Raw genomic sequence first — 25,612 nt, forward strand, 5'->3', positions numbered from 1 at the left:
TGGAGGCAGAACTCGTTCCCCTCCGGGTCTCCCGACACGCGTGTCTAGCGGTTCTGGAGATACGCCCGATGGCAGCAAAAGCGCAGGTCAGCACGGTTAGCGCACCGGCTACGCAGAACAGCGAGGGATTCGCGTCCGTCCCCGGTGTGCTGACTCGCTCGGGGGACGGTATGAGCAACCAACCCCGCGCGCTGTCAGCAATCCGTCTGTCGGTGGAGACCGACGAAACCACCTCCCCCGGACGCCAGCGAGAGGCGAACGAGACCGCCGCCGCATCCGTCGGTGCGCAGATCATCGGGGAGGCTGTAGACCTCGGCGTCAGCGCGTCCAAGACCACGCCGTTTGAGCGGCCCGAGCTTGGCCCGTGGCTTGCCCGTCCCGACGATTTCGACGTGCTGTGTTTCTGGCGTTTCGATCGCGCCGTTCGCAGCATGGCCGACATGAACGCGCTGGTTCAGTGGGCGCGCGAAAACCGGAAAGTGATCGTGTTCGCCGAGGGACCGGGCGGCCGTCTCACGCTGGATTTCCGCAGTGGCGTAGATCTGATCACTCAACTGATTCTCCAAATCTTCGCGTTCGCCGCTGAATTCGAGGCACAGTCCATCCGTGAACGTGTCCTCGGCGCACAGGCTGCAATGCGCGGAATGGATCTCCGGTGGCGCGGTTCCCGTCCGCCTTACGGATACGTTCCCGTTCCGCTGGAATCCGGCGGGTGGACGCTGGCACCGGCCACCGAGGAAATCCCCGGATGCGGTCCGGCCCCGGTTGCTGTCATTGAACGGATCATCCGTGACCTGATGGGGGACCCGGCACGGAACGTGAACGGCAAAACTGCAAGCGCTGTTGCCGAGGAACTGAACACCGAGGGAATCCCGTCTCCCCGTGACTGGTGGGCACTGGTCAAGGGTCGGACGACCGGAGGAAAGACGGGCGGTGCCAAGGGTCAGCGCGCGGTAACCCGCGACCGTTTCAAGTGGACCCCGGCCATGATTAACCGGATGCTCCGCTCTCCCGCGCTGCTCGGTTGGAAGATGCACGACGGCAAGCCGGTGCGGGACAGCGAGGGTCGGCCGATCATGGCGACCACTGACCCGATCCTGACCCGCGCTGAATACGACGTGGTCGGCGCGCTGCTCGACTCCCGCAGCATCAACAACCGTGAGCGTAAGGACACAAACGCGCTACTGCTCGGGGTCATTCACTGCGTGAGCTGTGGTGGCCGTATGTACCTCAACGCGCAGACCGGAAAGACGCCCACCTACAAGTGCAACAGCCATGCGCGCGGGGACGTTTGCGAGGCACCGGCGAATGTTCGGGGAGATTGGGCTGACGAATACGCGGAGCGGGAATTCTTCGCTGCGGTCGGCGGGCTGCACGTGACTCGCGTTATCGAGATTCCAGGGTATGACCCGGCCCCCGAAATTGCGGCGACGCTGGCCGAGTTTGAGGAACACCAGCGGCAGGAAGGGCGGCAGAAATCGCGGGCAGCGCGTGAGGCATGGCAGCGCCGGGCGGACGCCCTCGACGCTCGGTTGGCCGAGTTGGAGGAAACCCCGGCAACTCCCGCCCGGCGAGAGGTGATCAGCACCGGCCGCACGTACGCCGACGAATGGCGGGACGCCGACACAGCGGGACGCCGCCGAATGCTGCTGGACGCTGGCGCACACCTCACGGTAAAGCGGGGACGGCCGGGCGGTTGGCGACGGCTGGACGAATCGCGGGTCGTCTTCACGCTGCGGGACGCCGACCACGCCGACGCTGGCGATTACCTCGCCGCTGCTCTTGCTGAGGCTGTGTAGCGCGCTGAGAGGCTTTCAGGGGCCCGGTGGGAAACCTCCCCGCCGGGCCTTTCCCATGCCCGCAGAACGGCGCACAGCGGTGCCAGCACCGAGGGCCGAGACGTGGCTACGCCTACCGGCCCCGAGGGACGCCACAGACGGCCGTCTGCCCGCTGTTCGCCGGACGGTTGGGCAATCCCTCGGCCGGACCCCGGATCGGCCGTCAGAGAGGCACTGAGGGAGCCTGTAACCAAAGCGCTACGTAGAGTCACAATAGGTGACAGCCGGCCCAAATCTGACGGTTTTTCAGGAACGACATAACGGCCCAGCAACAACCCATGCCCGGACGGCCGTTCCTCCGGCATTCCTGCCGACAGCGCGCAAGCCACACGCTCTCTGATCCGTGGAACCGCCCGCTAGGAGAGAAACGGGAGGGATACGCGGTGCCGATCACGAACACTATCGACCTTGAAACGCTGAGCGCTCGCATGAACGCATGGGCCAAGGAACCGCGAACTAAGCGGGGCCGACTGGTCCGAGTATTCCGCGCGAACCTCGGCAACTCCCCCGACCTACAGGCGGCCCGCCTGGCGCTGCTCATCGGGTACGCCGAAAAGACAGCCTAAACGTTCTGTCGTCTCCTCCGGAGAAACCCCCGTCAGTCGATGGCGGGGGTTTTCTCTGGCCTACTTACGCGGACTTTCGCGGAATGGGGTTCCCCTTACGCGGACTTACGCGGGACTCACCCCGCGACAGCTACCCCTTACGCGGACTTACGCGGAATCACCTAACCCTTCAGCGGACTTGAGAGGAATCAACCCATGACCGAGCAGAGTTACGACGGAGTTAAGCGGACGCCCAAGAGTGGTTACGCCGCAATACGCGTAGCCATTCAGCGGGCCGAGTCGCTGGCCTATGACGCGCTACCGAGCGGCCACCCCACAGCGCACGAGGTTTACGCGGCCACGCTGGAAGCGCTGGAACTGGTTAACGCAGTGCTGTTCCCCGTCGGTGGTTGCGCTGGTCCCGAGTGCTCAAACACCGTGCCAGACAAGGGAATCGGCCGACCGGCCCTCTACTGCTCCCGTCGTTGCAAGGACCGCGCCGCGTACCGCGCACGTAAGGACCGGGCACAGCGGGAGGGCTGAACCGGTCTCTAGTTTTTCTTTCTTTTATGTTGGTGTGACGTTTCTAAATGTAAGAGACACAGTATGCACCCGGATACATGGAGAAGTCCTTTAGTGCCGAGGTCACCGTGTCATCTGCACAGCGAAACGTCACACCTCCCCGACTCACCGAGGAGGAACCGAAAAATGGGTTACTACGCATGGCAGGCTCATGAATCCAACTGCGTGATCTGCTTCCGCTCGCTGTCTGGCCGACAGGAACGCTACTGCTCGAATGCGTGCCGACAGACCCACAAGCGCATGACACAGATGAACGGTGGCGCGCTGTTGGGGAAGCGCAAGTGTGATTACTGTGAACGTGACTTTTACCCGGACACCAAGCGACAGCGGTTCTGTTCTCCGGTGTGCGCTGTAGACGAACGCAACAAGGCCGAGGAATCGCGCTGGGAAGCCATCTGCGAACTAGAGGGCTGTGAGAACAACACCGGTTGGGACGGCATAGGGCGTGCGCGCCGCTACTGCTGCAACGCGCACAAGACAAAGGCTTACCGACTGCGTAAGCGCGCCGCTTCCTGATAGTTCCCGATGACCACCCCTAAACGTTTAGGGGTGGTCCGTTCGCCCAACCCCCAGCCGACCGCCGGCTTCCGGGGTTTTTTAATACTCGAAAGGAAATTCATGTCTTTTCACGGCGCTTCCAATTGGGCTGCCGCAGCCTCGCTACTAGGAATCGAGTTTGACCCGTCGGCCACCTCGGCCCGCGCTGCAATTGAAGAGTCGGGATACATCACCCGTGACCTAGTCCGTGAAGCTGAGGCGGAATCCCACCGGCTACTAGGCCGCCGTGCCGACATTGCGCAGCCGTATCCCGAGATCGCTGTGCGCGCGTCTGAGGCCCGTTCGCTGCGTGACGCATTGGATGACCCCTGGCGGCCCCTGTGGGAGCTGCACAGCGCCGCTGAGCGCCTTACGCGGTTGGCTGTTCGTCGGCAGTCTCAGACTCGCAGCGTGAGTAAGCGGTGGACTACATCCGCCGGTTGGGTCGATATGGCGAACGGCGTGAAGCGATACACCGGCACGTGCAAGGAGTGCAGCCACGAATTCACCGTGACCCGTCCCGCTGTCTCGTCTCGGCGCTGGCCGCAGATATGCGATGGCTGCAAGGTAGAGCGGGAACGCGCCCGTAAGCGTGAGTGGGCACGGCGCAACCGGGCGGAACGCCGGGCCGCGTAGACGGTTACCTATGACTATGGGCCGGAGTGGTTACCGGCCCTAACTCCATTTAGAAGATGCGCGGTTAGTTGGTAGCGCCCCCTGGCGGTCATTGCGACTGCTAGGGGGCGTTTCTATTTGATTGGAAATCTCATGTCTCCCGACCTCAAGGCTGACGCACAGTTCGCCTTTCACCAGTACCGCACGGGCGCGGTAACTGACCCGTATGTGGTCCTCGACTCTCACCGCCTATTCGCGGTTGAGCTGCTTTGTGACGGCCTAGTGACTGCCGACGACGTACGCGAGTCGGTCAATGGCCTTACCCACGTGCTCAACCTAGTAACCGACCACCGCAAGGTGCAGCCGGTTAACACTGTTCTTTCTCAGGAGGTCTGATAATGGCCAACATCTTTGCCGTTAGCGATGTAGTCGCCAAGAATGCCGCATCGCTGCTCAAGGCTGAACTAGTTCTCGGCCGTCTAGTTTTCCGTAACGCTGAGGCGGAGTTCACGGGTGGCCGAGGTGACACCGTGCGCGTGCGTGTTCCGCGCGTGATTGAGGCCGAGGCGTTCACCGGTTCCACGTCCGCTGTGACGGTGCCGCTCAATGAGCAGGAAATCCCGGTCAAGCTCAACACTCACGCGATGAGTGGTATTGAGCTGACGGCTAAGGACATGACGCTTAACGTCGAGAACTTCACTGCCCAGGTTCTAATGCCGCAGGTTGCCGGTGTTGCTAAGCGAGTGGAGAAGGAAATCGCCGGTGCTATTCAGCCGGTGATTGACGGTGCCACGCTGACGATTGACCCGGCTAATCCTCGGGACGCGATCACCGAGGCGGGCGAGATTCTGGATACCCGCGAGGTTGACGCCAAGTCTCGTGTCCTGGTGGTTGACCCGAAGATTAAGCGCACGCTGCTTATGGACCCGAACCTTTCCAACGTGGATTCGGCCGGTTCCCCGTCCGCGCTCCGTGACGCCGTTGTGGGCCGTCTGCATGGTTTCGATGTCTACATGACGCCGTACATCACTGGCGCTGTTGCTATGACCCGCGAGGCTGTCGCCGCTGCTATCAAGGCACCGGCTAAGCCGTACTCGGTGAACGGCGCGTCTGCGACCGATGAGGATAACCAGGGTTACGCAATGACTTGGTTCGTTGCTTTCGAGGGTGAGACCCGACAGGAACGCAGCATTGTTGAGGCGTTCGTGGGCGCTACCGTTCTCGATGCTCAGCGCGCGGTCGGTCTAAAGCTGGCTACGGCTGAGGCGTAAGGAGGGGCGATTGTGGCCGAGGTTGAAAACGCGCCACAGACGCCCGCTGTAGACCCGACAGAGGGTATGGAGGTGGAATCGGTCCCCGAGGCTGATTCCACCCCGCAGACGGGCGCTGAGGGCCCTTCCCTGGATGAGCTACGGGCGAACCTGGAACAGACTTCCACGGCGCTAAAGACTTCCGAGGATCTACGTACGCAGCTCAATTCGCAGATTGACGAACTAGAGACGCGCGTAAAGGCCGCCGAGGTGGCGCTAGAACGTGAGCGGGTCGGCCGTCGTCATGGTCTACCGGATGAGCTAATGGCATTCCTGCGTGGCGAATCCGCCGAGGAACTAGAGGCCGAGGCGCAAACGCTCGCTAAGTACGCGTCTGGGGGTAACTCTGGACTTGGCACGGGCGGCCTCGATCCGACGGAAGTAGGTTCTAACGGAATCGTCGGCCGGATCATTCGTAGGTCTCGGGAGCTGTAATGAGTCGGCAGTCCGATTTCAGCGCGGCTGCGCAGGCTTACTACGGCGCACAGGTAGAGATTGCCGAATCACTATTGGAGCGGGTCATGTCCTGGTGGCATGGCCTTACTCCACAGCGGGCGGCCGAGGGCTCATCCGCTGTTGTGCGGGAGTATCAGGCGCTGATTAGTTCGTCGCGTAGCCGCTCATACGCCGAGGGTGTGAAGTTCCACAATGCGGCGCGGGAAGCGGCTACCGGCGAACCGGCCCCGGATTCAACTTGGGATGACCGAGACTTGGCCGCCGAGGCTGAGCAAAGTAGGACCGCCTATTACGTCCATACGGCCCCACTGCGTAAGGAAATGCGGCGCGGCCGACTGGATGACCCAGAATTCCTCAAGTCTCTTGACAGCATGATGGAAAGCGCCGGACGAAACCTAGCGCTAGATGCTGGCCGAATGGCCGAGGCTGGGGGGCGTGATGCACTGGCCGAGGCACGCGAGAATGACGCCGAGGTAATCGGGTGGTACCGCAAGACAGACGCCGACCCGTGCGGTTTCTGCGCCATGCTTGCTAGCCGGGGCGGCGCGTACACCAAGTACATGGACCCGGACCACTTCCACAAGGGTTGTCACTGTCAGACGCTCCCGCTGTTCCGTGGAATTGAAATGCCCCCGGAGGATGCGCGCAAGCGGGATGAGTACCTAGAGGCATTCCGGGACACCCCAGGTTCCGGCGCTGAGCAAGTGCGCAATTTCCAAAAGACTTTCAACGAGGAACGGCGTAAGAGGTTGGAGTCGCAGTCACTCTGAGTGGCTATTGACCCCCGGGGGTGACCCCTTTTCACCCCTCTTCCGGACCGCAAGGTCTTGGCAGCCCCTCCCGTGTACGGGTATTTGTCTCGCCGAACGGTCCCGCCGCTTACCGTGAGTGATGTAAAGGAGTTGGCGCATGCCCGAACCAATTCGCGTTGTGTGGACCTCGGAGGGATGGCGAGAATCCAGCGAACCGGCACCACCCGGAAAGGTTGCATGGCGCTTCCCTAGGTCGCTGCGAATTATTCAACCGACCGTCGAGTCAACTCCTCGTTTTCCTCGACGCGTCCGCATTGAGGGTCGCCCGAGAAACTGCGGCACCCGATGACCACACCTTGACGTTTAGGTGTGGTGGCCCCGTGGCTTGCCTTTCGCTGGCAGGCTGCGGGGCCTTTCTGTGTTTACGGAGAGTAACGTTTTGGTTACTGGTCCCCACCGGAGACGAACGTTCCCCAACCGGCCGAGGCGGTTACCAGTCCGCGCCGCTTCAACTCGGCAACAGCCTTCGCCACGGTGGACGGCGCTACGCCGAACTCGACGGACAGCGGGACGGCCCCCGGCAAGCGTGACCCCGGCGGGTACGTGCCATCGGCTATCCGCTGTTCGAGCGCTGCGGCTACCCGTCTCCATGGCGGCTGTGCGACATCCATGCGAGTCATGCTCACTTGCTGCGCAGAGTGCCGCATCTGCACTAACCTCGGTAGCCGCGCTATCCGCGAATAGCGCGGTACAAAACGCGACACAAAACAGGTGCCCCACCGGTCCGGCTGAAGACCCGGTGAGGCACCCTGACCGAGAAACGAGGTCTCGGCTGTGCGAAGCCTACTGCTCGCAATCCTGGCGCTGTTCCTGCCCGCACGGGGAAAGCGCCGAGCAACCCCCGCACCGGCACCCGTCCGCCGCTTTACACCCCGTGTTCCGGCGTACCGCGTAGCCGCTGCGAATCCGCCCTATCTGCCCGGTGAGGAAACCGCCCTTGTCCGGCCCTACCTGATCGCGTGGGAGCGGGCCAGTACAGCGGAGCGTGAAGCCATCTTGCGACGGAATCGCCGCATGGATGCTGCGGAGGTGGCGGCATGACTGAGCCGAACACGTACCCGGGCGACCCGGTCGAACTTCCCTTGCCCGCAGCGCAGTTGGAGCCCGCACCGGTCGAAGGATGCGCCGGTTGCCGGGAGTTGGCGAACGTTCGTGACCGTGCCCGCGCCGGGAACGATCAGACGACCGTGACGGACTGCAATGTCCTCATGGCGCGGCACCCCGAGGGGCACTCATGACAACGGCCCCGGAGAGGCCACAGACGGCCCGTAGACGGCGCGCTGCGGTGCCCTCGGCCCCGGTGCCCTACCACCCGAAACCGCGCGCCGGACGGACCGGAGGGAAGGAACCTTGGTCACTCTGGAAGTGGGGGGATCTCTGCGGCTGCTGCGCTGGTCATCGGCTCATCTGGTGCGACGGCTGCTGTGGGTTCGCTGGCTGTGAGCTGTGCGGCTGGACCTACAAGCGTCCGTGCCCCGAGTGCGCCGGTGGGGACGCCGAGCCGATCCGCTGGTGACCCCGGATTGCTGAGCGCCGCCGATGGCTGAGCGGTTCGGTATGGGCCCCGTTCGTGCACTGCGCGGGCGGGGCCTTTCCCTGCGCTGACCAGGCATGTTCCGCTAGAGTTGCTAGTCCGGCGTGTTGGGGTCCGCCATCACGACCCAGCTCCCGGCAGGCTCCCCCACCCGCCGCAGCACCCGGGCGCCGAGCCCCTCCAGCCGGGCAAGCTCCTCGTCGCGGCGGTCCACGCCGGGGTGCAGGTCGAGATGGAGCCGGTTCTTGCCGGTCTTCTCCTCGGACACCCGCTGGAACAGCAGCCGCCGACCGCGCCCGGTGCCGCTCTCCTCCTCGTAGGGGTCGTCGGGGTGCCGTACGGCGGCCAGGTCGCGCCAGGCGCGGCGGCCGTGCGACACGACGGTGAGCGCCTCGGGGACGGCCCCCGCGGCGAGGAGCTTCTCGATGAGCGCGCTGTTGTCCTCGACCACGTAGTGCAGGGCGGCGGCCCAGAAGTCCGCCTGGGCGTGCGGGTCGGCCGTGTCGATGACGACCTTCCAGTGCACCGGCGTGGCCGGTGTGGGTGTCTGCGTCATGCGCCCGTTATAAGGGACGGCACGGACAACGCCGCCCCGTCACGCGCTACGGCCTGGTCTCCAGCGCCTTGGCCTCCACCTCGCTCACCGGCGCGGCGGCCGGGACGGACCCTCCGGCGCCCGGCGCGGCGGTGTCGCGCGCACCGGCCGTCCGGCCGGACAGCGCACGGGCGGCGCGGCGCGCGGTGCGCAGCGCGTCCCAGGTGAGCAGCGTGAGCGCCAGCCACACCAGGGCGAACCCGGCCCAGCGCTCCGGCGGCATGGCCTCCTTGAAGTAGAGGATGCCGAGCAGGAACTGGAAGACCGGCGCCAGGTACTGCAGCAGTCCCAGTGTGGACAGCGGCACGCGGATCGCCGCGGCGCCGAAGCAGACCAGGGGGAGCGCGGTGACGACGCCGGTCGCCACGAGCAGCAGCGCGTGTCCCGTGCCCTCGGCGCCGAAGGCGGACCCGCCCTGCGTGCCCAGCCACACCAGGTAGCCCAGCGCGGGCAGGAACTGGATCGCGGTCTCGGCGGCCAGCGACTCGATGCCGCCGAGGTTGACCTTCTTCTTCACCAGCCCGTAGGTGGCGAAGGAGAAGGCGAGGCACAGGGAGATCCACGGCGGCCTGCCGTAGCCGACGGTCAGGACGACCACCGCGAGGGCGCCGATCCCGACGGCGGCCCACTGGGCGGGCCGCAGGCGCTCCTTCAGCAGCAGGACGCCCATGGCTATGGTGACCAGCGGGTTGATGAAGTAGCCGAGGGACGCCTCGACGACGTGCCCGGAGTTCACCGACCAGATGTAGACGCCCCAGTTGACGGTGATGACCGCGGCGGCCACCGTGACCAGGGCCAGCTTGCGCGGCTGCCGCACCAGCTCGCCGACCCACGCCCAGCGGCGGATCACGACCAGTGCGGCGGCGACGAAGAACAGGGACCACACCATCCGGTGGGCCAGGATCTCCACCGCGCCGGCGGGCTTGAGCAGGGGCCAGAACAGGGGGACGAGCCCCCACATCCCGTACGCCGCGAAGCCGTTCAGCAGTCCTGTGCGCCGCTCTGCGGCCGGCTTGCCGGTCACGGGCCTCTCCTTCGTGTCCGACGCGTCCCGTGGTCGTGCGCGGGACCGCCGACGCGCACGCGGAACCCACCCGGACGACGGTAACGCCGCACACCCCCGCATGTCATGTCCGTACCGTCATACGGTCATGACGGGCGGGGGTGGAGTGTGTTCCCCGCGCGTGAACCGGGGCCCGGGATCAGTTCTTGAGCGCGGCGGCGACGGCCTCGGCGAGCGGGGTGGCCGGGCGGCCGGCCAGCCGGGACAGATCGCCGCTGTCGACCACGAGCTCACCCTCGGCGATCGCCGCGTCCACACCCGCGAGGACGGCCGCCATCGGCTCCGGCACCCCGGAGCCGGCCAGGATGCCGGTGAGCTCCTCGGGCGTGACCGGGCGGTAGACGATCTCCCGGCCGGTCTGCCGGCTCAGCTCGGCCGCGTACTCGGCGAAGCTCCACGCCTCGTCGCCGCCCAGCTCGTACGTCGTGTTCTCGTGGCCCTCGCCGGTCAGCACGGTGACGGCGGCGGCCGCGTAGTCGGCCCGGGAGGCGGAGGAGAGCCGGCCCTCGCCCGCGGCCGCGACCACCGCGCCGTGTTCCAGCACCGGGGCCAGGTTCTCGGTGTAGTTCTCGTGGTACCAGCCGTTGCGCAGCAGCACGTACGGCACACCCGAGTCGCGCAGCGCCCGCTCCGTGCCGCGGTGGTCGTCGGCGAGCGAGGCGGTCAGGGCGCCGGGGGCGCTGGTGTAGGCGAGCAGGGCGACACCGGCCGCCCCGGCCGCGTCGATGACGACCCGGTGCTGCCGTACCCGGCCCTTGTCGAACTCGTTGCCCGAGATCAGCAGGACCTTGTCGCCGGCCGCGAACAGACCGTCGAAGGTCTCCGGCGCGTTGTAGTCGGCGACCGCGACCCGCACCCCGCGCTCCGCGAGATCCGCCACCTTCTCCGGGCTGCGCACCACCGCGGTGACCTGCTCGGCGGGGACCTTCTCCAGCAACTGCTCCACGACGTGACGGCCGAGTTTCCCACCGGCTCCGGTGACGACGATGCTCATGACGCGACAACTCCTCAAGGGTGCGTGTGAGCACTAACTGTACGGCAGGCGCTAACTTTCAGAAAGTGTACGTGGTGCGGCAAGAGCGCCAACGGCTCGATGTGCAAGGCGAAGAAGAACGTCGCGGACCTGGGCGGCCGGGAGAAGTCCACCGGCAAGCTGTGGCTGTACCCGGGCGCCTCCGCCGCCCGGCTCGGCGCACGCAAGCTCGTCGGCAGCGGCGGCTGGAACGTGATGGAGCACCTGATCTCGGTCGGTGAGTTCTCCGGCGACGGCCGTCCCGACCTCGCCACCGTGACCAACCGCACGTACGTGATCCACGGCTTCGAGGGCAACCCGGGCTGGCTGATCACCTACCGCGGGCGGGCCGGCGGCACCCTGTACGGCCCCCAGCGGACCCACGGCGAGTGGTGGGGCCTCGGCGACTTCTGCTGAGGACACTCCACGTGAGGAGGGGGAGGGCCCGGCATCCGCGCTCGGATGCCGGGCCCTCCCCGTGCCCGCGGGGTGTCGGCGTTCAGCCGACGACGGTCCAGGTGTCGCCGCCGGTCAGCAGCGCGGCGAGGTCGCCCTTGCCGTGCTGGTCGACGGCGGTGTCGAGCTGGTCGGCCATGAGGGTGTCGTAGACCGGCCGGTCGACGGAGCGGAAGACGCCGACGGGGGTGTGGTGCAGGGTGTCGGGGTCGGCGAGGCGGGAGAGGGCGAACGCGGTCGTCGGGGACGCGGAGTGCGCGTCGTGGACGAGGATGTCCGCCTCGTTCTCCGGTGTCACCGTGACGACCTTCAGGTCTCCGGTGGCGGGGTCGCGGACGACGCCCTTGGAGCTGTCGGCGCCGAAGCGGATGGGCTGCCCGTGTTCCAGGCGGATCACGGCCTCCTCGGCCTGCCGGCGGTCCTTGAGGACCTCGAAGGCGCCGTCGTTGAAGATGTTGCAGTTCTGGTAGATCTCCACCAGGGCGGTGCCGGGATGGTCGGCGGCCTGGCGCAGGACCTCGGTGAGGTGTTTGCGGTCGGAGTCGACGGTGCGGGCGACGAAGGACGCCTCCGCGCCGATCGCCAGCGAGACGGGGTTGAAGGGCGCGTCGAGGGAGCCCATCGGGGTCGACTTGGTGATCTTGCCGACCTCGGAGGTCGGGGAGTACTGGCCCTTGGTCAGCCCGTAGATGCGGTTGTTGAACAGCAGGATCTTGAGGTTGACGTTGCGGCGCAGGGCGTGGATGAGGTGGTTGCCGCCGATGGACAGGGCGTCGCCGTCGCCGGTGACCACCCACACGCTCAGGTCCCGGCGGGAGGCGGCCAGGCCGGTGGCGATGGCGGGGGCGCGGCCGTGGATGGAGTGCATCCCGTAGGTGTTCATGTAGTACGGGAAGCGGGAGGAGCAGCCGATGCCGGAGACGAAGACGATGTTCTCCTTCGCCAGGCCCAGCTGGGGCATGAAGCCCTGCACGGCGGCCAGCACGGCGTAGTCGCCGCAGCCGGGGCACCAGCGCACCTCCTGGTCGGACTTGAAGTCCTTCATCGTCTGCTTGGCCTCGGCCTTGGGCACGAGCTGGAGCAGCGTGTCGGCGTCAGTCATCGATGGCCTCCTTCAGCGCCGCGGCGAGCTGCTCCGCCTTGAACGGCATGCCGTTGACCTGGTTGTACGAGCGGGCGTCGACCAGGTACTTCGCCCGGATGAGGGTGGCGAGCTGGCCGAGGTTCATCTCGGGGATCACCACCTTGTCGTATCCGCGCAGTACCTCGCCGAGGTTGCGCGGGAAGGGGTTGAGGTGGCGCAGGTGGGCCTGCGCGACCGGCTGCCCGGCCTTGCGCAGCCGCCGCACGGCCGCGGTGATCGGCCCGTAGGTGGAGCCCCAGCCCAAAACCAGCAGGCGCGCGGTGCCGTCCGGGTCGTCGACCGCCACGTCCGGCACCTCGATGCCGTCGATCTTGGCCTGCCGGGTGCGGACCATGAAGTCGTGGTTGGCCGGGTCGTAGGAGATGTTCCCGGTGCCGTCCTGCTTCTCGATGCCGCCGATGCGGTGCTCCAGGCCCGGCGTGCCGGGGATCGCCCAGGGGCGGGCCAGGGTGCGCTCGTCGCGCTTGTAGGGCCAGAACACCTCGGTGCCGTCGGCCAGGGTGTGGTTCGGGCCCTGTGCGAACTGCACCGTCAGGTCGGGCAGCTCCTGAAGCTCCGGGATCCGCCACGGCTCGGATCCGTTGGCCAGGTAGCCGTCGGACAGCAGGAAGACCGGGGTGCGGTAGGCCAGCGCGATCCGCGCCGCCTCCAGCGCGGCGTCGAAACAGTCGGCCGGCGTCCTCGGCGCGACCACCGGCACCGGGGCCTCGCCGTTGCGCCCGTACATCGCCTGCAGCAGGTCGGCCTGCTCGGTCTTGGTCGGCAGGCCCGTGGACGGGCCGCCGCGCTGGATGTCCACGATCAGCAGCGGCAGCTCCAGACTCACCGCGAGCCCGATCGTCTCGGACTTCAGCGCCACCCCCGGCCCGGAGGTGGTGGTCACCGCCAGCGAGCCGCCGAACGCCGCACCCAGCGCCGCGCCGATCCCGGCGATCTCGTCCTCCGCCTGGAAGGTGCGCACGCCGAAGTTCTTGTGCCGGCTCAGCTCGTGCAGGATGTCCGACGCCGGCGTGATCGGATACGAGCCCAGGAACAGCGGCAGATCCGCCTGCCGGGACGCGGCGATCAGACCGTAGGACAGGGCCAGGTTCCCGGAGATGTTGCGGTAGACGCCCGGCGGGAACGCCGTCGCCGCCGGCGCCACCTCGTAGGAGACCGCGAAGTCCTCCGTCGTCTCCCCGAAGTTCCAGCCCGCCCGGAACGCCGCGATGTTCGCCGCCGCGATGTCCGGCTTCTTCGCGAACTTCGTCCGCAGGAACTTCTCCGTGCCCTCCGTGGGCCGGTGGTACATCCACGACAGCAGACCCAGCGCGAACATGTTCTTGCTGCGCTCGGCCTCCTTGCGGCTGAGGTCGAACTCCTTCAGCGCCTCCACCGTCAGCGTCGTCAGCGGCACCGGGTGCAGGTGGTAGCCGTCCAGCGAGCCGTCCTCCAGCGGCGAGGCGTCGTAGCCGACCTTCTGCATCGCCCGCTTGGTGAACTCGTCGGTGTTGACGATGATCTCCGCCCCGCGGGGCAGATCGCCGATGTTCGCCTTCAGCGCGGCCGGGTTCATCGCCACCAGCACATTCGGCGCGTCACCGGGGGTGAGGATGTCGTGGTCGGCGAAATGCAGCTGGAACGACGACACCCCCGGCAGCGTCCCGGCCGGCGCGCGGATCTCCGCCGGGAAGTTCGGCAACGTGGAGAGGTCGTTGCCGAAGGACGCGGTCTCCGAGGTGAAACGGTCACCGGTGAGCTGCATCCCGTCACCCGAGTCCCCCGCGAACCTGATGATCACTCGGTCGAGCCGGCGGACGCCCTTCGCCCCCGCCGTGGTGCGCTGCTCTCCTACGACTGTTCCGTCGGTCTGCTCCGCTGGGCTGCTGACCTGGCTGGTCACTGAACTGGACCTCCTCGAGGCGGCTGTCCGGGACGGCCTTCCCGCAGGCCTTCCCCGCATAAACCCTACGACCGTCAGGGGTGCCCACCGTGAAGGATTCGAGGGAAGGATCCAGATGGTGGACACGTGCCGGGACGCGCCGCCGTCCCCTCAGGAGTTCAAATACGTCAGCACGGCCAGAACCCGCCGGTGGTCACCGTCGCTCGGGGACAGCCCCAGCTTCATGAAGATGTTGCTGACGTGCTTCTCCACCGCGCCATCGCTCACCACGAGCTGCCGGGCGATCGCCGAGTTCGTCCGCCCCTCCGCCATCAGCCCCAGCACCTCGCGCTCGCGCGGGGTGAGTCCCGCGAGCACGTCCTGCTTGCGGCTGCGGCCCAGCAGCTGCGCCACCACCTCCGGGTCCAGCGCCGTGCCGCCCTGGGCCACCCGGACCACCGCGTCCACGAACTCCCGCACCTCGGCCACCCGGTCCTTCAGCAGATAGCCGACGCCCCTGCTGGAGCCGGCCAGCAGCTCGGTGGCGTACCGCTCCTCGACGTACTGCGACAGCACCAGCACCCCGACCCCCGGATGGCTCTTGCGCAGCTGCACCGCGGCCCGCACGCCCTCGTCCGTGTGCGTCGGCGGCATCCGCACGTCGGCGACCACCACGTCCGGCAGCTCATCCTGCTGGGCCAGGTCGTCGACCGTCTTGATCAGCGCGTCGCCGTCGCCGACCCCGGCCACCACCTCGTGCCCCCGGTCGGTCAGCAGCCGGGTCAGGCCCTCCCGCAGCAGCACCGAATCCTCGGCGATGACCACCCGCACCCTGTCCTCCACGTCGTCGGCCCCCAAAGCCCTGCTCCGGGCCCGCCCTTGTGGCGGGCCCGGTCGTCGGGTCCAGCATTTCAGCATTCAGGGGAGGACGGGCCGGGGCGACGCGATCGGGGGGGGTGTTGCCGTCGTCGTCATCGTCGTCGTCATCGGTTGTCGCGGGTTCATCCGGATCCGCAGAGGCGCGCCCCTCCGGGAGCGGGTCATCGGGCGCGCGTCACCGGGCGGGTGTCACCGGGAGCGGGTCATCGGGCGGGTGTCACCGGGCGGGGGTGCGCCCGGGGGCCCGCACCCGCCCGTGGATCCGCCCGTGTGTCCTCCTGCGTGCCGCCTGCGTGTCGCGTCCGCCGGACCGCGTGTCTCACCCCGCTGTCAGCGGGCCCGCTCCGCACGCCACGGCAGCTCCGCGGTCACCCGCGTCGGGCCGCCGGCCGGGGAGTCCACGACGAGGATTCCGTCCACCGCCTCCAGCCGCTCCGTCAGACCCGCCAGCCCGGAACCGCGCGACAGGTCCGCGCCGCCCACGCCGTTGTCCACCACCTGGAGCATCAACCGGTCCTCCGACCGCCACACCTCCACGGCCGCCCAGGTCGCCCGGCTGTGCTTGCCGACGTTCTGCAGCAGCTCCGAGACCGTGAAGTAGGCGATGCCCTCGATCGCGGGCGCCGGCCGCTCCGACAGGTCCACCTCCACCTGCACCGGTACCGTGCAGCGCGAGGCGACCGAGGAGAGCGCCGCGTCCAGGCCGCGGTCGGTGAGCACCGCCGGGTGGATGCCACGGGCCAGGTCCCGCAGCTCCTGCAGCGCCGTCTTCACCTCGCCGTGCGCCTCGTCCACCATCCGCGCCGCGGCCTGCGGGTCCTCCCGCAGCTTCTCCTTCGCGAGCCCCAGGTCCATCGCCAGGTTCACCAGCCGGGCCTGCGCCCCGTCGTGCAGGTCCCGCTCGATGCGGCGCAGGTCAGCCGCCGCCGTGTCCACCACGACCCCGCGGTCCGACTCCAGCTCCACCACCCGGGTGGCCAGCCGCGACGGACCCAGCAGCCCGTGCACCATCAGCCGGTCCACCATCGTCAGCGCCCGCACGATCCACGGCGTGGCCAGCGTGAACAGCAGACCCACGCCCGCGGTCACCGTGATCTCGAACGGGTTGTCCAGGTAGATCGCGCGCTGCTCGTCGCCGTACAGCTGCATGCCGTCCTGGCCGGCGTACATCGGGAACACCCAGAACCACAGCGGGTACGTCAGCAGCGACCAGCCCAGCGTCCAGAAGGCGACGGTCACCGCGAAGGAGAGGACCGCCCACGGAAACTGCAGCACCGAGTACAGCAGCGCCCGCCAGGAGGCGCCGCTCTTCAGCACGGCCCCGATCCACCCCATGAAGCCCTGCCGCTTCAGCCGCAGCGGCTCCGGCTCGCCCACGTCCAGGCCGAGCAGCCCGCGCGCCCGCGCCCGCTCCACCGACCCGATGCCGCGGCACCCGGCGAGGGCCGCCGCCAGCACCGGCACTCCGAGGAACGTCACCAGCAGGCCCGCACCCAGCGAGACCATCGTGACCGCGTAGGTGAACAGCAGGATGCTGACCGGCAGGCTCAGCAACACGTACGCCAGCTCCCGCCAGGCACGCCCCTCGACCGGCGCCCGCAGCGCCGCCGGCATCCGGTGCCGCCGTCCCTCCAGGCCCCGCGCGTGTCCGGGCCCGGTGGGGAGCCCGTAGCCCTGTCCGTACTCCGTGGCCATCGGCTTCGTCCTTCTCCTCGTCCGGCGGCTGTGCTGTCGTACAACCAGAGTGCTGCGCCGCAGGTCGTCGCGGAATGAAGGCCGTCGCAGTCTTCGGAGGGGGGTTTTCCCTACCTACGGCCCCGGGCGGACACCCTCTTCCCCGGTGCTTCCCCCGCCGGGGTGCCTGAACGGTCCCGCCACGGCAACTCGGCCGTCACCGTCGTCGGGCCGCCCTCCGGGGAGTCCACGACGAACAGGCCGTCCACCGCGCCCAGCCGGTCGGCGAGCCCCCGCATGCCCGTACCGCCGTCGAGGCTCGCCCCGCCCACGCCGTCGTCCCGCACCTGCAGGAACAGCCGGTTCTCCGACCGCCACACCTCCACCGAGGCCGAACGCGCCCGGCTGTGCTTGCTGACGTTCTGCAGCAGCTCCGAGACCGTGAAGTAGGCGATGCCCTCGATCGCCGGCGCCGGCCGCTCGTCCAGGTCGACGGTGACCTTCACCGGTACCGTGCACCGCGTGGCGACCGAGGAGAGCGCCGCGTCCAGGCCGCGGTCGGTGAGCACCGCCGGGTGGATGCCGCGCGCCAGGTCCCGCAGCTCCTGCAGCGCCAGCTTCACCTCCCCGTGCGCCTCCTCGACCATCGCCGCCGCCGCGTCCGGGTCCTCCAGCAGCTTCTCCTTGGCCAGACCCAGCCCCATCGCCAGGTTCACCAGGCGCGCCTGCGCCCCGTCGTGCAGGTCCCGCTCGATGCGGCGCAGGTCCGCCGCCGCCGTGTCCACCACGACCCCGCGGTCCGACTCCAGCTCGGCGATGCGCCGCTCCAGCTCGTCCGACGGCGACAGCAGACCCCGCACCATCGCCCGGTCCACGTCGGTCATCGCCCGCACCACGTACGCCAGCACCGGCCACAGCACGAACAACCCGGTCAGCGTGACGGCGAAGGTGAGGACGCCCCACGGCATCCGTATCAGCGTGAACAGGAACGTCCGCCAGCCCACCGGGTCCTTGACCGCCTGCCACAGCCCCGGCCAGAACCCGCCGCGCCACGGCAGCGGGCTCGGCTCGTCCACCCGCACCCCGAGTGCCAGTCTGGCGCGCGCCCGCTCGAACCGGCCGAGCTGCCGCGCCCCCATCAGGCCGAGCGCGAGCAGGGGGAGACCGATCACCGTGACCGTCAGGCCCACGCCGGTGGACAGCACGGTCACCGTGTAGACGAAACCCACCATCGACACCGGGAGGTTCGTCAGGAGATGCGCGATCTCCTTCCAGGTATGGATGTCATAGGCGAAGCGGGCCGGCGGCGGACGGTCGCCCGGCCCGGCCGGCTGCGGGATCGGTTCGGTCATGGGCTCAGCCTGCCCGGAGCCGGGGGGCCCGCGCCATGAGGAGGACCGCCAACGTGAACTGAGGAAAACCCCACCCCCCGCGTGCCAAGCCCCGACGGGCTGCTTACCGTGCCTTTATCAGGGCCTAGACTCCCGTGCGTACAGAGCGTCGGACCGAGGCGTCCGGCGTTCACCGGCACGGATCAAGGACAGGGCACAGGCGGGGACGCCTGGTCGCCGATCTGAGGAGTGAGGGGCGGACGTGCGGGAAACCACCGTCGTCGCGGCGGATTACTTCCAGTCCTACTCGGTCGTCGGCCTGCTCGCCGTCGTCGGCCTGCTGTTCGTCGCCGTCGCCTTCGGCGCGGGCCGCCTGCTGCGGCCGGTGGTGCCCACGCCGGAGAAACTGCTGACGTACGAGTGCGGCGTCGACCCCGTCGGCGAGGGCTGGGCCCACACCCAGGTCCGCTACTACGTCTACGCCTTCCTCTACGTGATCTTCGCCGTCGACTCGATCTTCCTCTTCCCCTGGGCGACCGTCTTCGCCGCCGACGGCTACGGCGCCACCACCCTCGTGGAGATGTTCGTCTTCCTCGGCTTCCTCGCCGTGGGCCTGCTGTACGCCTACAAGAAGGGCGTCCTGACATGGACGTGAACCCTGCCGCTCCCGAGCCGGTGCTGCTGCCGGAACCTGGGGGTCCCCCCGGTGAAGGCAGGGGGAGGCTCGGCGCGCTCGCCCGGCTCGCCCCCGAGCCGATGAAGGTGGTCCTCAACTGGGGCCGCCGCTACTCGCTCTGGGTGTTCAACTTCGGCCTCGCCTGCTGCGCGATCGAGTTCATCGCCGCGTCGATGGCCCGGCACGACTTCATCCGCCTCGGCGTCATCCCGTTCGCGCCCGGACCCCGCCAGGCCGACCTGATGGTCGTCTCCGGCACGGTCACCGACAAGATGGCCCCCGCGATCAAGCGCCTGTACGAGCAGATGCCCGAGCCGAAGTACGTCATCTCCTTCGGCGCGTGCAGCAACTGCGGCGGCCCCTACTGGGACTCCTACTCCGTCACCAAGGGCGTCGACCAGATCATCCCGGTCGACGTCTACGTCCCCGGCTGCCCGCCCCGGCCCGAGGCGCTGCTCCAGGGCATCCTCAAGCTTCAGGAGAAGATCGCCCGCGAGTCCCTGGGGGAGCGGTACGGCACCGCCTCCGCCGGGCGTCCCCCGGCGGCGGCGCTGCAGAGCGGGCTGGTCCGGCCGCCCGAGCCGAAGGACGGGCCGAAGGACGGGCCGAAGGACGGTGCGAAGGACGGTGCGAAGGGCGAGCCGGCGGGGGAGGGGGAGGCCGGATGACCGCCGTCGGCTGGCTTCCCGCGGACGCCGAGGAACTGTTCGGCGGGCAGGCCACGGCGGAGGAGGCGTACGGCGTCCTCACCGTCGACGTGCCGTCCGACGCCTGGATCCCCGCCCTCGAAGCCGCCCGCGACCGCCTCGGCTGCACCTTCTTCGACTGGCTGAGCGCGGTCGACGAACCCGGCACCGGCTTCCGGGTGACCGCGCACGTCGCCGCCCTCTCCCCGGTGCGGCGACTGCTGCTGCGCACCACGGTGCCGCGCGAGGCCCCCGTCCTGCCGTCCGCCGTGGACGTCTACGCGGGCGCGGCCTGGCACGAACGCGAGACCCACGAGATGTTCGGCGTCGACTTCACCGGACATCCCGGTCTCGACCATCTGCTGCTGCCGGACGGCTTCGAGGGCCATCCGCTGCGCAAGGACTTCGTCCTCGCGGCCCGGGTCGCCAAGGCGTGGCCCGGCGCCAAGGAGCCGGGAGAGTCCGAGCACGGCGGCCCCAAGCGACGCCAGATGCTGCCGCCGGGCGTGCCCGACCCGAACGAGTGGGGTCCGCTCAAGGGTCAACTCCCGTCCGCCCCGGCCCGCCCCGCACGCCGCACGGCCACCGCGGCGGCCCGCACCCCGGGCGAACGCCCGCCCCGCCGCACCCGCTCCGCCTCCGAGGGCTCGGCCAGCCAGACAGCGGGGACGGAGACCGCCGCGGGCGCGGGCGCAGGCGCTGACGCGAGGGAGGCTCAGCCACCGGTCACGCCGCGCCGGTCGCGGTCGGCGTCGGAGGGGTCCGCCAGTCAGAGGAGTGCGGGCGGTTCGGATGCCGGTGCCGGTGTCGGTGCCGGTGCCGGTGAGGGCGGTGCGCAGGCGCCGGGTGCGCCGCGCCGGTCGCGGTCGGCGTCGGAGGGGTCCGCCAGTCAGAGGAGTGCGGGCGGTTCGGATGCCGGTGCCGGTACCGGTGCCGGTGCCGGTGAGGGCGGTGCGCAGGCGCCGGGTGCGCCGCGCCGGTCGCGGTCGGCGTCGGAGGGGTCCGCCGGCCAGCGGGCGGAGGCCCCGGCGCGCCGGTCGCGCGGCGCGAGTGAGGGGTCGGCGTCGCAGCGGGCCGGCGCCGCGGGCACGGGCGGCCCCCGTCGGGCGCGGTCCGCGTCCGACGGCTCCGCGAGCCAGCGCGCGGCGCGGGACCAGGCGCAGGGCGCGGACGACACGGCAGCGGATGCCGCCGAGGAACGGCGCGACCGCAAGCCGCCCGTCGCCCCGCGCAGCCCGGACGCCCCGTGGCACCACGCGCGGCCGGCCTTCGAGGAGCCGGAGCCGGAGTCGGAGCGGGCGCCGGGGCCGGAGCCGGCGGGTCAACCCGAGCGGGATTCCGAAGCACACCCCGGGGGCACCGGCCCCGGCCCCGACCCCGACACCCACACGAACACCCCCGACGACCCCCCAGGAGGCACGCGGTGACCGACGTTCTCGACGTCGCCCTGCGACTCCTCGTCGTGTTCGTCGTCTTCCTGACGTTCCCCCTGCTCGTGGGCCAGGCCGAGCACAAGGTCATGGCGCACATGCAGGGCCGCCTCGGCCCCATGTACGCCGGCGGCTTCCACGGCTGGGCCCAGCTCATCGCCGACGGCGTGAAGTTCGCGCAGAAGGAGGACGTCGTTCCGGCCGGCGCGGACCGCCGCGTCTTCCAGCTCGCCCCGGCCGTCGCGCTCCTGCCGTACCTCCTCGTGCTGCTCGCCATCCCGATCGGGCCGGGTGCGGGCGCGGTCGGGCAGGTGCTGGACGCGGGCGTGTTCTTCGTCCTGGCCGTCATGGGCGTGGGCGTCCTCGGTTCGCTCATGGCCGGCTGGGCCTCCGCCAACAAGTTCTCCCTCCTCGGCGGCCTGCGCACCGCCGCCCAGCTCCTCGCGTACGAACTGCCGATGCTGCTCACCGCCGCTTCCGTGGCGATGGCCGCCGGGACCGTCTCCCTCGTCGGCATCCTCGACGCGTTCGAGTGGTGGTGGCTGCCCTGGCAGATCACCGGCGCGCTGGTCTTCTTCATCGCGGGCCTCGCCGAACTCCAGCGTCCGCCCTTCGACATGCCGGTCGCCGACTCCGAGATCATCTTCGGCGCGTACACCGAGTACACCGGCCTGCGCTTCGCCCTGTTCCTCCTCGCCGAGTACGCCGGGATCGTCGTCCTGTGCGGCCTGACCACCGTCCTGTTCCTCGGTGGCTGGCACGGCCCCTGGGGCGCCGACGGCCTCGGCTGGGTGTGGACCCTGCTGAAGACCGCCGTCCTCGCCTTCGTCGTCATCTGGCTGCGCGTCAGCTACCCACGGCTGCGCGAGGACCAGCTGCAGAAGTTCTCCTGGACCCTTCTGGTTCCTCTCGCCCTCGCTCAGATCGCCCTCACCGGCGTCGTCAAGGTGGTGTTCCTGTAATGGCCCCGATCCCCGGCTCCGGCCTGGCCAAGGGCCTGGCCGTCACGCTGCGGACGATGACGCGGAAGTCCGTCACCGCGCAGTACCCGGACACCCAGCCCGAACTGCCGCCCCGCAGCCGCGGGGTGATCGGTCTGTTCGAGGAGAACTGCACGGTCTGCATGCTGTGCGCCCGCGAGTGCCCCGACTGGTGCATCTACATCGACTCGCACAAGGAGACGGTCCCGCCCGCCGCCCCCGGCGGCCGGGAGCGCAGCCGCAACGTCCTCGACCGGTTCGCCATCGACTTCGCCCTGTGCATGTACTGCGGTATCTGCATCGAGGTGTGCCCTTTCGACGCGCTCTTCTGGTCCCCGGAGTTCGAGTACGCGGAGACCGACATCCGTGACCTCACCCACGAGCGGGACAAGCTCCGCGAGTGGATGTGGACCGTCCCGGCCCCGCCCGCCCTCGACGCCGGCGCGGAGGAACCGAAGGAAGTCGCCGCCGCCCGCAAGACCGCCGACAAGCTTGCGGCCGCCCAGGCCGACGAACCCGGTCAGGAGGGCCGCGCATGAGCACCGCAGCGACCGCCGCCGCCCTCGCGGCCGACACCGTGCACCGGGCGGCCGAGTCGCCCGGCTTCCTGTCCCCGACCGGTGTGGAGGTCACCTTCCTCCTCGTCGGCCTGGTCACCCTCGGGGCTGCCGTCGTCACCGTCACCACCCGGCAGCTGGTGCACGCCGCCCTGTGGCTCGTGGTGGCCCTCGGCGGACTCGCCGTCGAATACCTCCTTCTCACCGCCGAGTTCATCGCCTGGGTGCAGGTCCTCATCTACGTCGGTTCCGTCGTCGTCCTCCTCCTGTTCGGGCTGATGCTCACCCGCGCCCCCGTCGGCCGCTCGCCGGACGCCGACTCCGGCAACCGCTGGGTCGCCCTCGCCGTCGCCCTCGCCGCGGCGGCCGCTCTGGTCTGGGTGGTCGTCGACGCCTTCCGCACCACCTGGATCGACCTGGACGGCGCTCCCTCCGGCACCACCGAGGTGACCGGCGCCAGCCTCTTCCAGCACTGGGTCCTCCCCTTCGAGGCCCTGTCCGTCCTCCTTCTCGCCGCCCTCGTCGGCGCGATCGTCCTGTCCCGCAAGACCCGGACCGGCGCCGCGCCCGGCGCGACGGGCGCGGGCCCCGCCACCACGGCCCGCACGAAGGACATCCGGGACGACCAGGAAGGGGCCCGCTGATGCACCTCGCCTACCCCGCCGTCCTCTCCGCCCTCCTCTTCTGCACCGGCCTCTACGGCGTCCTCGCCCGCCGCAACGCGATCCTGGTGCTGATGTCGGTCGAGCTGATGCTCAACGCCGTCAACCTCAACCTGGTCGCCTTCGACGCCTGGCTCAGCCGGGCCGCCGAGGACACCCTGCACTCCGGCCAGGCCCTGGCCCTGTTCACCATCGCCATCGCCGCCGCCGAGATCGGCATCGGCCTCGCCATCGTCCTCGCCGTGTACCGCAACCGCGGCACCTCGGACATCGACCGGCTCCGCGACACCGCCGAGGGCCACGACCCCGACGACCCCGACAGCGACGCCACCGGCCGCGCGATCCCCGCCCCGGCCACCGGTGAGAAGGCCGAGGCCACCGCGTGACCACGACCACCCTCGCCGTCCTCGTCCCCCTCCTGCCGTTCCTCGGCGCGCTCGCCGGACTGCTGCTGGGCCGCACCGCGCCCGGCTTCGTCCGCCCGCTCGCCGTCCTGCCGACGCTCGCCTCCCTCGTGCTCGCCGCCACCGTCGCCGCGCGCCAGGGCGGCGGCGACCCGGTCGACGCCGTCACCGAGCTCACCCCCACCGGCTCGGTCCCGGTCGAACTCGCCCTGCACGTCGACGGCTTCGCCGCCCTCACCGCCGTGGTCGTCGGCACCGTCGCCACCTGCGTGCAGATCTACTCCACGGGCTACCTGCGCGAGGACCCGCGCTACCCGTCGTACGCCGCCCTCGTCTCGCTGTTCACCTCCGCGATGCTCCTGGTCGTCTACACCGGCGACCTGATGGTGCTGCTGGTCGGCTGGGAAGTGATGGGCATCTGCTCCTACTTCCTCGTCGGCCACTACTGGGAGACCCCCGAGGCGCGCGCCGCCTCGCTGAAGGCCTTCCTGGTCACCAAGCTCGGCGACGTCCCCTTCCTCATCGGCCTGTTCGCCCTCGCCTCCGACGCCGGGTCCTTCCGCATCACCCGGATCCTCGGCGCCGTCGCGCAGGGCGGCATCAACCACCCCACGCTGATCGCCCTGCTGCTCCTCGCGGGCGTGGCCGGCAAGTCGGCGCAGTTCCCGCTGCACACCTGGCTCCCCGACGCGATGGCGGGCCCCACTCCCGTCTCCGCGCTGATCCACGCCGCGACGATGGTCGCCGCCGGCGTCTACTTCGTCGCCCGTCTCCTCCCGCTCTTCGCGGCCTCGCAGGCCGCGATGACCGTCCTCGCCGTCATGGCCGCCGTGACGATGACCGGCTCGGCGCTCGCCGCCCTAGCCCAGGACGACATCAAACGCGTCCTCGCCTACTCGACGATCGGCCAGCTCGGCTACATGACCGGCGCCCTCGCCGTCGCCGATCGCGGCGCCGCCGTCTTCCACCTCCTGTCCCACGGCGCCTTCAAGGCGCTGTTGTTCCTCGCCGCCGGCGTGATCATCCACGCCGCCGGCACCAACTCGCTGGCAGCCATGTCCCGCATGAGCGGGCTGCGCGACCGCGTGCCCGACGCCTACTGGACGATGACCGTGGCGCTCCTCGCGCTCGCCGCGATCCCGCCGTTCAGCGGCTTCTTCTCCAAGGAGGCCGTCCTCGGCGTCGCCGAACACGTCGTCACCGGCCACACCGGGCACGCCCCCGCTGCCGCGGGCTGGATCGTCCTCCTCGCCGGCCTGCTCACCGCCCTCCTCACCGCCGCGTACGCGACGCGGCTGTGGCTGCTCGCCTTTCGCGGCAGCGGCGCCGAGGCGCCCGACCACGGCCGGCAGCCGCTGACCATGACCACCGTGCTGTGGGTGCTCGCCGTGCCGTCACTGGCGCTCGGCGGCCTCGCCTTCCGGGTGCTGCCCGACTGGTTCGACGGCCACGACCTCACCCCGACGCTCACCACCTCCGTGCTCGGCACGGGTGTGGCCCTGGTCGGCGGCATCGTCACCTACGCGACCTGGCGGCACACCACCGCGCACGCGGCCCGCCACCCGCTCGGCGCCGTCGCCGCCCACCCCGAGGGCGACGCCGGCCGGGTCGAGGCGGAGGCCATCGCCAGCCACGAACCCGCCTACGGGAACGTCGCGCACGCGGCCGACCCCGCGGACCCCGGTCGGCTGCTGCTCGGCCCGCTGCACCGGCACGCCGCCGTCGGCTTCCACCTGGACGCCGCGTACGCGGCGCTCCTCGTCCGCCCGGTCCAGGCCGGCGCGAGCCTCGTACGGTTCCTCGACCGGGAGGTCGTCGACACCTACGTACGCGGCGCGGGCACCCTGCCCCGCTGGCTCGGCGCCGCCGTGCGACGGGCCCAGACCGGCAATCTGCAGACCTATGTGAGCGCGCTGCTCGCCGGCACCGTCGTCCTCGCGGTGACCGCCGTCCTCGTCGCCACGGGAGCGTGA

The 25,612-nt window shown here is 69.5% G+C and carries 25 protein-coding genes; 16 read left to right on the plus strand and 9 right to left on the minus strand.

Annotated features, from left to right (window positions below; all coding sequences use genetic code 11):
• The first annotated feature begins 170 nt into the window (after positions 1–170).
• The 7 genes from ACWH4W_RS08815 to ACWH4W_RS08845 all read left to right on the plus strand — a co-directional run bounded on the left by ACWH4W_RS08815 (position 171) and on the right by ACWH4W_RS08845 (position 6,653).
• On the plus strand, positions 171–1,799 hold the full coding sequence (locus tag ACWH4W_RS08815) for a recombinase family protein (RefSeq protein ID WP_473075245.1): 1,629 nt from the start codon (positions 171–173) through the stop codon (positions 1,797–1,799).
• 800 nt (positions 1,800–2,599) lie between these two features.
• Positions 2,600–2,926 (plus strand): hypothetical protein, encoded by a 327-nt coding sequence (locus ACWH4W_RS08820; RefSeq protein WP_473075246.1) that lies wholly within the window; start codon positions 2,600–2,602, stop codon positions 2,924–2,926.
• Between the two features lie 165 nt (positions 2,927–3,091).
• Complete coding sequence (locus ACWH4W_RS08825; RefSeq protein WP_473075247.1) at positions 3,092–3,481, plus strand: hypothetical protein; 390 nt, start codon at positions 3,092–3,094, stop codon at positions 3,479–3,481.
• A gap of 789 nt (positions 3,482–4,270) precedes the next feature.
• The gene (locus ACWH4W_RS08830; protein ID WP_473075248.1) at positions 4,271–4,513 is read left to right on the plus strand and encodes a hypothetical protein; all 243 of its coding nucleotides are present in this window, start codon (positions 4,271–4,273) and stop codon (positions 4,511–4,513) included.
• A 2-nt stretch (positions 4,514–4,515) separates the two neighbouring features.
• Positions 4,516–5,388: a major capsid protein gene (locus ACWH4W_RS08835; RefSeq protein WP_473075249.1), complete on the plus strand. Its 873-nt coding sequence runs from the start codon at positions 4,516–4,518 to the stop codon at positions 5,386–5,388.
• A 12-nt stretch (positions 5,389–5,400) separates the two neighbouring features.
• Complete coding sequence (locus tag ACWH4W_RS08840; RefSeq protein ID WP_473075250.1) at positions 5,401–5,862, plus strand: hypothetical protein; 462 nt, start codon at positions 5,401–5,403, stop codon at positions 5,860–5,862.
• Positions 5,862–6,653 (plus strand): VG15 protein, encoded by a 792-nt coding sequence (locus ACWH4W_RS08845; protein WP_473075251.1) that lies wholly within the window; start codon positions 5,862–5,864, stop codon positions 6,651–6,653. Before ACWH4W_RS08840 ends, ACWH4W_RS08845 begins: the two co-directional genes overlap by 1 nt.
• 425 nt (positions 6,654–7,078) lie before the next feature.
• On the opposite strand, the gene ACWH4W_RS08850 is transcribed toward ACWH4W_RS08845, so the two are convergent.
• The 4 genes from ACWH4W_RS08850 to ACWH4W_RS08865 all read right to left on the minus strand — a co-directional run bounded on the left by ACWH4W_RS08850 (position 7,079) and on the right by ACWH4W_RS08865 (position 10,881).
• Positions 7,079–7,342: a winged helix-turn-helix domain-containing protein gene (locus tag ACWH4W_RS08850; protein WP_473075252.1), complete on the minus strand. Its 264-nt coding sequence runs from the start codon at positions 7,340–7,342 to the stop codon at positions 7,079–7,081.
• 981 nt (positions 7,343–8,323) lie between these two features.
• A complete protein-coding gene (locus tag ACWH4W_RS08855) occupies positions 8,324–8,785 on the minus strand; it encodes a VOC family protein (RefSeq protein ID WP_473075253.1) in 462 nt (153 codons plus the stop codon).
• A gap of 46 nt (positions 8,786–8,831) precedes the next feature.
• Positions 8,832–9,848 carry an EamA family transporter RarD gene (rarD, locus tag ACWH4W_RS08860; protein ID WP_473075254.1) on the minus strand — a complete coding sequence of 339 codons (1,017 nt, stop codon included), beginning with the start codon at positions 9,846–9,848 and terminating at the stop codon, positions 8,832–8,834.
• A gap of 178 nt (positions 9,849–10,026) precedes the next feature.
• Positions 10,027–10,881, minus strand: a complete 855-nt coding sequence (locus tag ACWH4W_RS08865) for an SDR family oxidoreductase (RefSeq protein ID WP_473075255.1) — start codon at positions 10,879–10,881, stop codon at positions 10,027–10,029.
• Positions 10,882–10,980: 99 nt separating this feature from the next.
• Here ACWH4W_RS08865 and ACWH4W_RS08870 point away from each other — a divergent pair, with 99 nt between their 5' ends.
• The gene (locus tag ACWH4W_RS08870) at positions 10,981–11,316 is read left to right on the plus strand and encodes a hypothetical protein (protein WP_473075256.1); all 336 of its coding nucleotides are present in this window, start codon (positions 10,981–10,983) and stop codon (positions 11,314–11,316) included.
• 82 nt (positions 11,317–11,398) lie between these two features.
• Here ACWH4W_RS08870 and ACWH4W_RS08875 read toward each other — a convergent pair whose 3' ends face one another.
• The 5 genes from ACWH4W_RS08875 to ACWH4W_RS08895 form a co-directional block, all read right to left on the minus strand.
• Positions 11,399–12,457: a 2-oxoacid:ferredoxin oxidoreductase subunit beta gene (locus ACWH4W_RS08875; protein WP_473075257.1), complete on the minus strand. Its 1,059-nt coding sequence runs from the start codon at positions 12,455–12,457 to the stop codon at positions 11,399–11,401.
• Positions 12,450–14,381, minus strand: coding sequence for a 2-oxoacid:acceptor oxidoreductase subunit alpha (locus ACWH4W_RS08880; protein WP_473075258.1), 1,932 nt, complete (start codon positions 14,379–14,381; stop codon positions 12,450–12,452). Before ACWH4W_RS08880 ends, ACWH4W_RS08875 begins: the two co-directional genes overlap by 8 nt.
• Positions 14,382–14,531: 150 nt before the next feature.
• Positions 14,532–15,191 carry a response regulator transcription factor gene (locus tag ACWH4W_RS08885; protein ID WP_473077451.1) on the minus strand — a complete coding sequence of 220 codons (660 nt, stop codon included), beginning with the start codon at positions 15,189–15,191 and terminating at the stop codon, positions 14,532–14,534.
• 378 nt (positions 15,192–15,569) lie between these two features.
• Positions 15,570–16,934 (minus strand): sensor histidine kinase, encoded by a 1,365-nt coding sequence (locus ACWH4W_RS08890; RefSeq protein WP_473075259.1) that lies wholly within the window; start codon positions 16,932–16,934, stop codon positions 15,570–15,572.
• Positions 16,935–17,044: 110 nt separating this feature from the next.
• On the minus strand, positions 17,045–18,265 hold the full coding sequence (locus tag ACWH4W_RS08895; protein ID WP_473075260.1) for a sensor histidine kinase: 1,221 nt from the start codon (positions 18,263–18,265) through the stop codon (positions 17,045–17,047).
• 241 nt (positions 18,266–18,506) lie between these two features.
• Here ACWH4W_RS08895 and ACWH4W_RS08900 point away from each other — a divergent pair, with 241 nt between their 5' ends.
• The 8 genes from ACWH4W_RS08900 to ACWH4W_RS08935 are packed head-to-tail and all read left to right on the plus strand — an operon-like array spanning position 18,507 to position 25,612.
• Positions 18,507–18,899: an NADH-quinone oxidoreductase subunit A gene (locus ACWH4W_RS08900; protein ID WP_030823404.1), complete on the plus strand. Its 393-nt coding sequence runs from the start codon at positions 18,507–18,509 to the stop codon at positions 18,897–18,899.
• Positions 18,890–19,588, plus strand: a complete 699-nt coding sequence (locus ACWH4W_RS08905; RefSeq protein WP_473075261.1) for an NADH-quinone oxidoreductase subunit B — start codon at positions 18,890–18,892, stop codon at positions 19,586–19,588. The genes ACWH4W_RS08900 and ACWH4W_RS08905 overlap by 10 nt, the downstream gene beginning before the upstream one ends.
• On the plus strand, positions 19,585–21,033 hold the full coding sequence (locus tag ACWH4W_RS08910) for an NADH-quinone oxidoreductase subunit C (RefSeq protein WP_473075262.1): 1,449 nt from the start codon (positions 19,585–19,587) through the stop codon (positions 21,031–21,033). The genes ACWH4W_RS08905 and ACWH4W_RS08910 overlap by 4 nt, the downstream gene beginning before the upstream one ends.
• Positions 21,030–21,998 (plus strand): complex I subunit 1/NuoH family protein, encoded by a 969-nt coding sequence (locus tag ACWH4W_RS08915; RefSeq protein ID WP_473075263.1) that lies wholly within the window; start codon positions 21,030–21,032, stop codon positions 21,996–21,998. The genes ACWH4W_RS08910 and ACWH4W_RS08915 overlap by 4 nt, the downstream gene beginning before the upstream one ends.
• Positions 21,998–22,555 (plus strand): NuoI/complex I 23 kDa subunit family protein, encoded by a 558-nt coding sequence (locus tag ACWH4W_RS08920; RefSeq protein WP_106412942.1) that lies wholly within the window; start codon positions 21,998–22,000, stop codon positions 22,553–22,555. Before ACWH4W_RS08915 ends, ACWH4W_RS08920 begins: the two co-directional genes overlap by 1 nt.
• Complete coding sequence (locus ACWH4W_RS08925; RefSeq protein ID WP_473075264.1) at positions 22,552–23,217, plus strand: NADH-quinone oxidoreductase subunit J family protein; 666 nt, start codon at positions 22,552–22,554, stop codon at positions 23,215–23,217. Before ACWH4W_RS08920 ends, ACWH4W_RS08925 begins: the two co-directional genes overlap by 4 nt.
• The gene (gene nuoK, locus ACWH4W_RS08930; RefSeq protein WP_473075265.1) at positions 23,217–23,621 is read left to right on the plus strand and encodes an NADH-quinone oxidoreductase subunit NuoK; all 405 of its coding nucleotides are present in this window, start codon (positions 23,217–23,219) and stop codon (positions 23,619–23,621) included. Before ACWH4W_RS08925 ends, nuoK begins: the two co-directional genes overlap by 1 nt.
• A complete protein-coding gene (locus ACWH4W_RS08935) occupies positions 23,618–25,612 on the plus strand; it encodes an NADH-quinone oxidoreductase subunit 5 family protein (protein WP_473075266.1) in 1,995 nt (664 codons plus the stop codon). The genes nuoK and ACWH4W_RS08935 overlap by 4 nt, the downstream gene beginning before the upstream one ends.

The organism is Streptomyces sp. DSM 120436, assembly GCF_055778765.1.